Consider the following 11,937-nt stretch of genomic DNA (forward strand, 5'->3'; position numbering starts at 1 on the left):
CGACATCTTCGCGGCACCGGCCGGCAGCGAGCGCGCCGTGCGTGGGGCCGCGGGGCTGGCCTACATGGACCAGCGCATCCGTGAGTTGATCGCCGAGCGTCGCCATTCACCCCGCGCCGATGCTGTCAGCACGCTGGTGTCCGGCCGGCGCGCCGACGGCAGCGAGTTCGACGAGGACGAACTGGTGTCGGTGATCGGCCTGCTCATCGCAGGCGGCGTCGATACGACGACGTCCCTGACGGGGTCGACGCTCGTCCACCTCGCCCGCCACCCCGAGCAGCTCCAGCGGCTGATCGACTCCCCCGATCTACTGGACGGAGCGACCGAGGAGTTCCTCCGCGCGTTCGCCCCTTCGCAGTCGATGGCACGCACCGTCACCGGGGACGTGGAGGTCGGCGGCTGCCCGATGCAGGCGGGCGACCGGGTGCTCATCCCCTGGGTCGCCGCGAACCACGACCCCGCGGTGTTCCCCGAGCCCGAGCTGGTTCGGCTCGACCGCGACGCCAGTCGGCACCTCAGCTTCGGGATCGGTTCGCACCGGTGCGCCGGCGCCCACCTCGCCCGAGCCATGTTCCGCGCGATGATGATGCAGGTCCTGACCCGGCTGCCCGACTACCGGGTGATCGAGGAGGGACTCGTTGCCTACCCGACGCGCGGCAACCAGTCCGGCTGGGATGCGGCCCCTGCGGTCTTCACGCCCGGCCCCCGGGCGGCAGCGACGACGGGCACGGTACGCGCGCTGAACACACCCACCCCACTTCAGGTGACGGACGTGCACGCTGCGGCCGATGGCGTCATCGCCGTCGGCCTCGGGCTCCCGGACGGAGTCGAGCTCCCCCCGTGGCGGCCCGGCGCACACATCGAGTTGCGTCTGCCCTCGGGCCGACTGCGTCAGTACTCCCTGTGCGGTGACCCGGCCGATGCCACGAAGTGGCGCATCGGCGTTCTGCGAGAGCCTGTGGGTCGGGGCGGTTCCACCGAACTCCATGAGCTCGCCCGCCCCGGTGCAACGTTCGCGGTACGCGGGCCGCGCAACCACTTCCGGCTCGCGGAGGCCCCGTCCTATCTGTTCCTCGCCGGCGGCATCGGGGTCACACCGATCCTCGCCATGGTCCGGGATGCGGCAGGACGCGGCACTCCTTTCACCGTCGTGTACGGCGGACGCACCCGCTCGACGATGGCGTTCGCCGACGAACTCGCCGCACTGGCCGGCGATGCGCTCACCCTGCTCCCCCAGGACGAGGCGGGCCTGCCGGACCTCCCCCGGCTGCTGGGCGAGTTGGACGCACACACCGCCGTGTACGCATGCGGGCCGCCGCCGATGCTGGCGGCAGTCGAGCGTGAGTGCGCCCGGCTGGATCTCAGCGACCGGCTGCACCTGGAGCGCTTCGCCGCCGGCGACGACCTGGAAACGGCGTTCGACGCCGCGGAGAACCGGAGCTTCGAGGTGCAGCTCGCGCGTACCGGAGCCACGCTCACCGTGCCTCCCGACCGCCGTCTCATCGAGGTCCTGCGCGAGGCTGTGACCGGTCTGTCCTACGACTGCGAGAAGGGCTACTGCGGAGCCTGCGAGACACGTGTTCTCGCCGGTACGCCGGAGCATCGGGATTCGGTGCTCAGCGACGAGGAACGCCTTGCCGGGCGCACAATGATGATCTGCGTCGGGCGCTGCGAGAGCGATCGACTCGTCCTGGACCTCTGAGCCCGCTCGGGCCGACGGGGCACGTCCGTCGGCCGCCCCATGACAGGGTCGGCGGCACGGTGGGCGTGAGGCTCCACGTCGTCCAGCGCGGATCTTGGCCATGCGAGCAAGGCCGAACCCGGAACAGTCGGCCCACCGAGGCGATCGCTCCCCCGCGGGCCGACTGCTCACCGCTCCCACCACACCTTCGCCCTGCCTCAGCAGACCTCGTAGCCGCAGAGCAGAAGGATGCGCGTCACCTCCGGCAGCCGGTCCGGGAAGGTGAAGGAGCCCAAGTGGCGCTCTTGTGCACGGGAGAGGTGCCGGCCGAGGGCGGGGTCCCGAAGCACACCGTGGAAGAGGCCGGGTCGGTCGACGGACGCCACACAACGCACCTCCGTCGGAGGGCACCGGTCAGTGGACGAACGCCCGTGGTCCGAGGCCGCCCTGAAGTGCAGGAGATGGTGCTCTGCGGGGTTGGTAGCTCCGACGGTCTCGAAGAAGATCTCCACGCTGGTGAGCCGTACATCGCGACCGCCTGGCAGGAACGGAAACATGCTCCGCCCCAGCCGTAGGGCCAACTCCCGCCCGACCGGACCGTGCCGATCGCCGGGCCCGTGCCGGTCGTCAGGCCCCTGATGATCACCCGGGCCGCCGTCAGCACCGGCGGGACCGGACCACTGGTGGTGCTCACCACGGCGACCGGACCGGAAGTCCTGCCAGGCCGCCGTCATGTCGTAACGCACATCGAAGTACCGCACCCCCGACCCCGGCAACCGGCGTCGGGAACTCTCCTCCGCGGCGCTGCGCAGCACGTCCCCACCCTCCCTCGCCGTGTAGTTCAGATGCAGCACCACATCGGACACCGTGTCGAGGTCGAACCGGTTGTTCTCGGGCCGCATGTCGATCCGCCATCGGCTCAACGCTCCCCGGAACTCGAACGGCAGCCTTCGCTCGTCCCTGAAGTTCAACTCGAACATGCCCGTGTCGTTCTGACCGGTCGAGGTGGCGATCGCTTCCGTGGCCACGTACTCATTGACGATGCGCGGATCGTCCGGCAACGCCGGGTACCCGTTGTTCGGCTCACCGCCGGGGCAGCACCCCGTCGCGGGTGCGGTCAGTGCAGGACTGATCCGCGTGCGGCTGCTGAGCAGGGTCAGACGGCAGTGCACCCCCGCATACGGTCCGACGACACAGGGGATCGTGAGGGCAACGCTCTTGATGCGTCGTAGATAGTGTCCGTGGTCCTGGTCGAACATCCACTCGTCCAGCTCGATCTCACAACTGCCCGTTGCCTGGAGCAGCAGGAACTGCAACGGAAAGTCGCGGCGGAGCGAGAAGTGCTTGGTGAGTTCGTACTCGCGCTGGTTCGCGTCCAGATACGCGTGTTCCATCCGGCGCAGCGCGAGTTGCAGCCGCTCCCCCACGAGCAGGCTCTCCCGCAGCTCAGCGGTCCGTTCCCTGGGCAGGAAGTCGCGTGCGGTGTGGCCATGTTCGACGTTGAAGGCTCGTTGGGCCTGCTGGGCCACCTGGAAGGCGAGTTCTGACATCCGGTGGTGGAGGGCAGCGGTCTCCTGTTGCAGGTGGAGATAGAGCTCATGGCTGGTGAACTTGGACCTCAGATAGTCCCGCACCTCCGCCGAGTGTTCCAACTGCCTTTGATGGCTGTTGAGTTCATGCAGGGCGATGTCCCGGCGACGTTCGCCGGACAGGATCTGCCGCTCGACCTGTTCGAGTTCAATGTCGAGGACCTCGACCTGGTGACGCCACTCCTCCTCCCTGCGCTCCCAGCCCGACTGCGTCAGCCGGAGTCCTGCCGTGGTGCTCGCGATGTCGGCAAGCCCGTTGGTGATCCGGGCCGCTGCGGAGAACACCCCGCCGAGCTTGGATCCGACCGGGGGTTGGATCTGGTTGCACGGGAACCCGACGAACATGTCCGGGATCAGACTCATGACCTGGGCGATGCCCTCGGTCACATTGCTCGCCGTGCGCAGGGCCATCCCGGTACCGGTCAGGTTCTCGTGTTCGATCTCCTTGCTGATCAGCCCGTTCTGGATGAGCAAGGCGTAGTAGTTCCGTCGTGTCTGGGTGATCTCCTTGGTCTTGCGCAGGGCTTGCACCTGCCAGTCGGCTTCGCGCCACTGGTTCTGGCGGACCTGTGTCGCCAGGCTCAGCAGTTGGGTTTCCTGGGTGGCGCGCAGTGACACGAGGTACTCCGCATCGCCCTTCTCATGGGCGGCGAGCAGTGCGGCGCCCAGGGCCCTTACCTCTCCGGCGAGTTCGACGGCCTTCTGTACGAGGAAGACGAAGCGATACGGACTGTGGGGTGCGCAACGGTCGATGACGTCCGGGCAGGGCCGTCCGTCCTGCGGATGGCCCGTCCCCCAGTACGGCATGTCCCGCTCGGGGTCGCCATTGTGGAGCCGGGCGGCATTCAGACAGGACTCGATCAGTGCCAGCCGGTCGGCGCCCCGATCGTAGAGGGCGAGCAGGCGGGGGTTGATCGGCGCGGCGAGCGGGATGAACCTGTCGACGGTCGGGGTCCGCGCGGGTGATCGCGCCGGCAGGGTGCGTGGCCGACGGCCGAGCAGCCGGGCGGCGGTGTCGAAGATCAGTCGTGCGTGCTCGAAGGATTCGGGGGTGTTGCGGGCGAGTTCGGCGTCGCCCCACTGGAGCAGGGTCTCCGTGTAGTGAAGGGTGATCGAACGCCGTCGGGCGCGCCGGGCGGTCCCCTCGGGTTCCGGCTCGCCCCACCAGCGGGCGTCGGATGACAGCGGCGAGAAGGCCAGGTCGTACCAGGCGAGCGCGGCCTCGTACCGGCAGTGGGTGCGCAGCACGCCCGCAGTGGCTACGGCAATGGCGTACGGGGATGAGGGGACGGGCGGTGCGCCCGGCCGGTGGTAGCCGAAGTAGGGGTACGCGGGAAGGGCTCCCGGGTAGCCGTCGTCCGGGTCAGGTGGTCCGACCGGGTCGACGACGAGTGGCAGGGCGAAGGCTTCGTCGGTCGGCAGGTCGTAGCGGAAGCCGGTCTGGGCCAGCGGGTGGTGCGGTGGGGCGACGCCGGAGACGATGCGGAACAGCAGCGAGTCCGCGGTCCGGCCGAGGAACTCCAGGTCGCCGCCGCCGTCCGCGACCCGAATCGCTTCGGCGGATCGGCGCGGCTGGGTGAACTGCCCGTTGTGCACTCGGCACCAGGCGAGCCACACCGTGCGTTCGGCGTCCCAGTGCAACAGTCGTGGCACGGCGGACGCGGTGTGCCAGTCCCAATCGGCCTGCTGGTCCTGTTCCTCGTGCTGTCGGGCGTCGACGGTCCAGAAGTAGTACTCGTCGATGACCGGCGGATGCGGACTGCCGCAGTCGCAGGCGCAGCGGGCGGCGTCCATGACATCGAAGGCGTCGGGATCACCGTCCGCACGGGGTGTGAAGCGGGTGGAAGCGGGGGGTTCGGCTGCTGCGGCGACCCGGACGAAGCGGGTGCCGAGGCGGATCGCGGCCTCGATCCAGAGCGGGAAGGCGAGGGTCCCGGTGGAAAGCCCTTCGTCCTGGTCGGTGCGGGACTCGACGGTGCGGGACTGGTCCGTGCGGGGTTGGTCCGTACGGGACTCGACGGTGTGGGGTGAGGAAGGCAGCGCCCGTGCGGAGAGCCATGAGGGTGTGGCGTGCCGCTCGGGGGTGCCGAGGAGGTCGTATCCCTCGCGGGCGGGGCTGATGGACGCGATGCCCGCGGGTTCACCGGCTTGGAGCGGGGTCAGCCCCGGATGACCGGGCGGGCGCGGGCCCGGCCAGTGCTCCAGGCCACCGGGGACGGCGACGGTGAGAGCGGACCGGCGTAGCTCGTCCGTCAGGAAACGGAATGCCTCACTACGGTGTGCGTGCTCGAACTCGTCCCAGTCGATCCAGTTCTCCCGGTGGACCTGTCGACCGGTGTATGCGGCCCAGAGTGCGAAGTTCGCGAAACTCCGCTCCCACAGCCGTCGAAAGGCCGGGGTCGCCGTGAACCTCGGTTCCAGCCCCAGGAGGGCTCGGCGGACGAAGAGTTGTACGGCGCCGATGGCCTCCTCGATACGGGATGCACGTCGACACAACCCGGTGGAGACGTCGATCAGCAGTACCTCGGCGAGCCTGCCGGGTTCGGCGACGGTGGTGCCGTCCGGGGCTCGCACCCGATCCATCGTGCACAGATGGGAGGCGAGTGCGGTTCTGGCGCGTTCGCGCAGCCCGTCGTTGAGGTGTTGGACATCGGCGTGCCGCAGGGGCTCCCCGTTCTCAATGCAACCGTCCCGGACGAACCGGGTGAGATTCCGGTTGCCGCTCTCGCTCTCCCCTGCGGCCGTCCCTCCTGGATCGACTGCTGCCCATAGGTCAGGGCGGGCCGTCCGGATGTCGTCGACGAGGAAGTTCCGGCGCACGGCGCGCACCCATCGATCGGCGTGGAAGACGCGTACCGTCCAGCGTTCGTCCAGTAGGTCGAGGCCGGTGACCGCATGGCCGTCGTGGAAGCGCAGGACGAGCCGGGTGTGCAGGAGATCGACGCCCATGTGCCGCAGCAGATGGGCGGGGTCGTCGGGGTGGTTCTCGGCTGCTTCGTGGAAGAGCAGCCACAGCGGGTCTTCGGGCGCCCGTCGGGTGGCCCGGCGTACGGCGGTGTAGTCGAAGATCCGTTCCCACCAGTCGAACAGCGCCTGTTGACGGCGGGGGGTCGGCCTGGCCCTGCGGTCCTGGCCCGGCGTCGGCGGATGGTAGTTGTCCTTCACCGGCAGGAGGTTGACGTCGAAGTGTGCTTGGTGGATGGCAAAGCCTGCGCCGCGGCGGTAGGAGGACCGTCCGCTGAACTCGACGGGATGGGCGAGCAGATAGCCGATCTCGGACTGTCCGTCGTCGGCCACCGGGTCGTCACGGAGCCCGAAGCGTTGGGCGAACAGCAGTGCCTTGAAGGCACGCTGATAGGTGCGCCGAACATCGCGCAGAGTGCTGGTGAACCGTAGCCGCAGCAGATCGCCCGCCGCTCCCCGGGCCCGCAGTCCATCGCTGAGGGGCTGGTCCTTGCGGTCGCGGAAGAGTCGCTCGTACGGGATCGTCACCGGCTGCCCCGCGCTGTCGGGTCCCGCGTACTTGATTTCGAAGCCGCCGACGATCGGGCAGACGTCGTCGGGGCTGTCAAACTCCGGAGCCGGCTGGATCAGTTCCACGGTGAGTTGGTGGACGCCTCTGCGCAGGTTCAGCGGTCCTGAACAGTGGGCGGGTGCGGTCTCGTCTGGCCAGCGATGGCTGAGGAGGACCCAACTGCGCTGGCCTCGCCGCAGGGTCACCCGCCAGCGCTTGCCCTGTGCGGCCCGTGCGTCAGGTGGCTGCCCCTGCGGGGTGGGCGCCCCGGCGAGGAAGTCGTACGGGCCCTCCGCGTCGACCAGGAGTTGTCCGGTCCACCGGGCGGTGTAGCCCTGAGCGCCACCGAGCGGCCGTCCGTCCGGGTTGGCGAGGGCGAAGCCGTTGCGGACCCGGACGAAGCGCTCCTGCCCCTCGGTCAGGGTGAGCCCGAGGGAGGGGAGCACGGTGGGAATCTGCACATGGGCGGCGTTCGCGGCATCGTGGGGCGAGGTGAAAGCGGACAGGGGTCCCCTGGTCTCGCGCCAGATCAAGGATGCGCAGTCCGGGGTGAGCTCGCCCAGGAGACCGGTGCCGGTGAGTCCGAGGAGGGCTGCGAATGCACCGCCCGACGGCCGATCGGGCCAGGTGACAGCTGGCGGTGCCCCGGAGTCCGACTCCCAGGGGCCCACGGCCCGGTTCTCATCGGCGAACAGTTGGCGCAACAGGGTCCACGCGAGGCCGTCGCCTTCGCCGCTGCCGTCCCCGGTGCGTCCGACGGTGTGACCGGAGCCGGTGCGGGCGCGGACATGGCGGCTCAGATGGTCCGCGATGGCCGCACAGCGAGCGTGGAACCGGGCGAACTCGGCCTGGAACCAGGCCCAGCGGCGCTCCTCGTCCTCTTCCTGGAGAAGTCGTTCCTCGGCCTCGGCCGGGTTGCCGAAGACGAGGGCGAAGGGGGTGAGGTCGGCTCGGGGCCGGAAGTACAGCTCTTGGACGGCGGTCTGTTCGCCGGGCTTCAGCTGTCGGATGCGGCTGAGTTTGGCGATCACCGCCTGATCGGTCAGCGGGATCCGTGTCCACAGCTGTTCCGTGGCGGTGTCGTAGCGGAAGGGGCCGTCGAGCGGGGTGTTCCACATCGCCGGCGAGGTTTCGTTCAACGGCAGTGGGGTGCGGTACTGGCGGGACACGTCGGAGACCTGATACCCGGCTGCCGTCAGCACGGTGGGGAAGAGGTGCTGCCCGAGCACCAGCAACGGGTCCAACCCGCCGACCGGGGGCGCGAACCCGAAGTCGTCGCGCAGCGAGTGGACGATGCGGGGCCAGGTCCACGCGGAGGATTCTTCGCCCGTCACCTCCACGGCGAGGAGTGTGTCGCGCAGGCTCCACAGCGAGAAGCCGGTCTCGTCGTCCGGAAGTCCGAGCGGGGAGTCGAGTGCCTCGTTCTGCGGCTGGAGGGGGAACGGGTCATCGCCGCCGAGGTGATCATCGGCGGTGAACAGGAACAGGATCTCGCCGATGCCGAAGTCGGAGGCGTAGATCTTTCCGAGGACTTCCGCGAACCGCAGGGTGTGCGTGGGGCGGGCACGCCAGGAGTCATCGGGACTCCCCTCGCCCGATGGGGTGGGGCCGAAGCCGGCGAGTCGGGCGAGGGTGTCAAGGTTCTCGGCGAGGAGTTTGCGGAACTCGGGCGGACGGTGGCCGCAGCCGTGCCGGGCACGGGCGTGCTGCTGGATCTGGTCGAGGAGTTCATCGACAGCCCAGTCCCAGTGGGTTGCCTCGGGCCCTTCCCAGAGCGCGAGGAGAGGGGTACGCCGCGAGCCGGAACTGCCGTCTTCGTCGTCGTCCCAGCCAGGTGCGGAAAGGGCGAGGTCAAAGTCGTCGCGCAGGATCTGGAAGGCGGCGAGTTGGCGCAGGAAGTCGGGGTTGACCGAGCCGTCCGGGCGGTACAGCCCGAGCACCTCACAGATGTCGCGGAGCCGGTCGAAGCCGTAGCCGCCGCCCGGCAGCGCGCTCAGGCTGCGCCGGAGCCGGATGAAGACGGCGAGCCGGGCGAGGCCGGCGGCCGTGTCCGGGGGGTCGGTGAAGCGAAGGCGATAGTCGTCGAGGTGACACGGTTCGCAGTCCGGGAAGCGGGAGCCGTGTCCCTCCCGATCGCGTTCACCTCCCGGATCGTTGTGGAAGATCACGAACCGGGAGCGCCAGAGGTCGAGGAACTCGCAGTACGTCAGGCCGGTGCGCGCCAGGAACTCATCGAGGCGTACGGCGGTCTCGGTCCAGTGCCGCTCCCCCGTGGTCTGCGTGGGGAAGCCGTAGAGCTCCCACGGCTCGGGGGCCCCGCCCGGAGGATCCGTACCGATCTCCGCGCGGTAGAGCAGTGTGGCTTCCTCGGGTGTGATGCCGAGGTACTCGGGGGCGAGGTCGCCCCGGACCGGGTAGCGCCACAGATGGCGTTGGAAGCCCACCGGTTCGGCGGCAGGGTCGAGGACGTGCTCGGTGATGTCACGCCGGAAGCGGCGCAGGGTGTCGTACCGGCTGGTGCGCAGCTGGCGCAGATAGGTGCGGTTGACGTCCAGTGCCTGGGAGTACGGCAGGACGGGGGCACTGAAGTCCCGGCGCAGGACCTCGTACGCCTCCGGCCTGGCGACCGGCGTGGCGGGGGTGGAGTGTTCGGGCACCGCGGCGAACAGGGTGGCCGGGTCGTGCGGATCGTTCAGCCGGTGTCCGGCGACCTCGGTTTCGCTGGTGTCGTGGACGGCGCCGACGGGCTCGCCGGGGCTGCCTGCGGCTGCCTCCAGACATTCGTTGACGAGATCGATCAGCGGAAGCGGAGTTCCCAGGTTCGCTTCGCTCGCCCGTAGCTCGCCGAGAGGTCCGCGACGGGCGGCGACCAGATCTCCGAGGGTGCTGAAGTCTCCGCCCGGGGTGGGATCCTCGCAGGTGGAGCGGGAGCTGAGGCGCAGCAGCTCATGGAGGTAGGCGACCGGACCGAGCGGCGAGAGGTGGTCCGGAGGGACGCAGTCCACCAGGCTCCCGTCGGGGTTGACGGGTACGAAGCCGCCGTCCCGGCCGTTCGGGTCGGCATCCCCCGCCGCTTCGTGGATGACGTGGGCCAGGTCGTACGCCACCGTCCCGGTGAGTGCCCGGGTGAAGTCCTCGGCTGATGTCCGGCGCACCTGGTCGCGGCTGGTGAAGCCCCGGGCGAAGAGCGCCTCCATCAGGGAGAAGCGCAGGTCCTCATCGTCGACGGCTCCTGCCAGCAGGACCAGTTCGTCGACCGTTCGGATCAGTTGTTCCAGCCAGGCCCGCGCCGCGCGGTCGCCGGGGAAGACATCGGCGACGGCGACCCGCATCCGGTCCCGGTCCCGGTCCGTGCCGAAGACGAACGGGTCGGGTCCGCTGACGTCGTAGAAGCCGACGAACCGGGTGAGGGGGTCGTCGGTGAGCTCACGGAAGCGGCTGGGGGCGCCCGGGATGGGATCCTCGCGGTCCCCGGGCTCCGAGCGGAGGGTGAAGAACTTCGCCACGTGCCGGATGAAGGCGTTGACCCGGTCGTCGGGACTGCCGCCCGTGATGAACGGGGGCAGCAGCAGGACATCGACCGGCCGGCCGAACCTGTCCCGCCACTCGGCAGGGGTCCGCTCGGCGAGCTGCGCCGCTGAGGAGACGGGGAACGCCTTGATCGCGGCGATCAACGGACCATGACCGGCAGTGAGGGCGGTGAGCACCAGTTCGAGATGCGGTGCGGCCCATGCGACGGGGCTGGTGGGGGCGGCCCAGAACCCGTCGGTCGACTCCTCCTTGACTGCGAGCCAGCTCTCGACGAGTGATCGTACGGAGCTGACCGGGAGGGTCGCGGCCGGGCCGGTCGCCGCACCCAGGGCACGGAGTCTGCGCGCTGCCTGGGAGATATTGGCGAGCGGGCTGCCGGTGAGGGGGGCGGCGAATCCTACGCCGTCCTGGTCGGCCTCTTCTTCCAGTACGCCGAGGGCGACGGCCGCGCGCAGAGTGTCCTTGGTCTGTCCGGGTTCGGCGAGCAGCGCGAGTTCATAGCGCTTGGCTGCGGTGACCGAGGTCGGCATGGTGGCGGACACGACGTAGAAGTAGGCGGCGGGCACGCCGAACCGCGGCTCGGGCAGGGTGTCCAGCCCGGTGAGGATGACCTTGGCCTCTCGGTACCGGGCCCCGGTGGGCACATCGGGTGACGGTGGCCCCAGCAGTACGGGGAAGTCGAGTCCGGCGCGTTCGGCCCCCCGACTGTCCGCTTCGGCGGCGACGGCGGTGCTGAGCGCGTAGACGAAACCGGAGAGCCGCTCGGCCTCGGCGTTGCCCTTGGCGTAGTACGCCTGTTGCTCCCCCTCGAAGCGGCGTCTGGCCTGTTCGCTCTCGTCGTCATCGCGTTTTCTGCCGGTGTACATCGCCTCCAGCGACCGCTTGCCGTTCGTGGTGTACGGGTCGGGCAGCGGTAGCGGGCGCAGGGTGCGGTTCCAGACGATCTCGTAGGCGATGTGCCGGGCCTGCTGCGGGGTGAGGGCGCCGAGGATGCCGGGGTCGCCGGGGTCGTTCCCGAGGACGTCGAGTACGGCGGTGCGCAGATCCGCGAATCGGGGCGGGGTGCCGTTCGCGGGAAGTTCCAGTGGGTTCTGGCTGTCGAGAGAGGCGGCGGGCAGGGCGAGGAAGAGGCTCGGGCCGAGGCCGGGCATGTCGGCCGGGTGCATCGGCCAGGCGTGGTTGGCTTCGGGAACGTTGACATAGATCTGGCGGTGCACGATCCGTTTGCCCGCGCGGCTGATCTCGAGCCTGAGGTCTCTGGTCAGATGCTCGGGGTGATCGGGTGGGTCGGGCACTTTGATCACCGCGGTCGCCACGGAAAGCGGTTGCGGGAGGATCGGTGGCTGTCCGGCGATGACCGGCGAGAAGTGCTGGACGATGGTGGTCCGTGGGTGCGGGATCCAGGGGAGGGCGGGGTTCTCGGGCGCACGATAGGCGGCAGTGCCCACCTCGACGCCCTCCAGCGGGCTGTTGGTGCTGAGGTCCCACGCCTTGATGGTGAGTCCGTTGAGGTACCCGGCGAACGCGGGCCCGTCGACCGGCTCGACCGGGTGGATGCGGATCACGATGAGCGACGCCATGAGTGCGCCTTTCGGTCCGATGGGAAGTGTTTCCCGGTGCGG

General features: G+C 69.6%; 2 protein-coding genes and 1 pseudogene. 2 read left to right on the forward strand and 1 reads right to left on the reverse strand.

Annotated elements, in window-relative coordinates:
• Positions 1 to 64 precede the first annotated feature (64 nt).
• Together OID54_RS39095 and OID54_RS39100 are read left to right on the forward strand one after the other, a co-directional pair.
• Positions 65 to 592: pseudogene (locus tag OID54_RS39095) on the forward strand (cytochrome P450); the annotation flags it as partial.
• A 147-nt stretch (positions 593 to 739) separates the two neighbouring features.
• On the forward strand, positions 740 to 1,702 hold the full coding sequence (locus tag OID54_RS39100; RefSeq protein ID WP_443055745.1) for a PDR/VanB family oxidoreductase: 963 nt from the start codon (positions 740 to 742) through the stop codon (positions 1,700 to 1,702).
• 197 nt (positions 1,703 to 1,899) lie between these two features.
• On the opposite strand, the gene OID54_RS01810 is transcribed toward OID54_RS39100, so the two are convergent.
• Positions 1,900 to 11,895 carry a neuraminidase-like domain-containing protein gene (locus OID54_RS01810; RefSeq protein WP_329012861.1) on the reverse strand — a complete coding sequence of 3,332 codons (9,996 nt, stop codon included), beginning with the start codon at positions 11,893 to 11,895 and terminating at the stop codon, positions 1,900 to 1,902.
• Positions 11,896 to 11,937 lie beyond the last annotated feature (42 nt).

The organism is Streptomyces sp. NBC_00690, assembly GCF_036226685.1.
In the GTDB taxonomy this organism is placed as follows: domain Bacteria; phylum Actinomycetota; class Actinomycetes; order Streptomycetales; family Streptomycetaceae; genus Streptomyces.

What these genes read in the sequence shown, in the direction of transcription:
- OID54_RS01810 (WP_329012861.1), bottom strand. Translation starts at nt 11,895, where the DNA reads ATGGCGTCGCTCATCGTGATCCGCATCCACCCGGTCGAGCCGGTCGAC.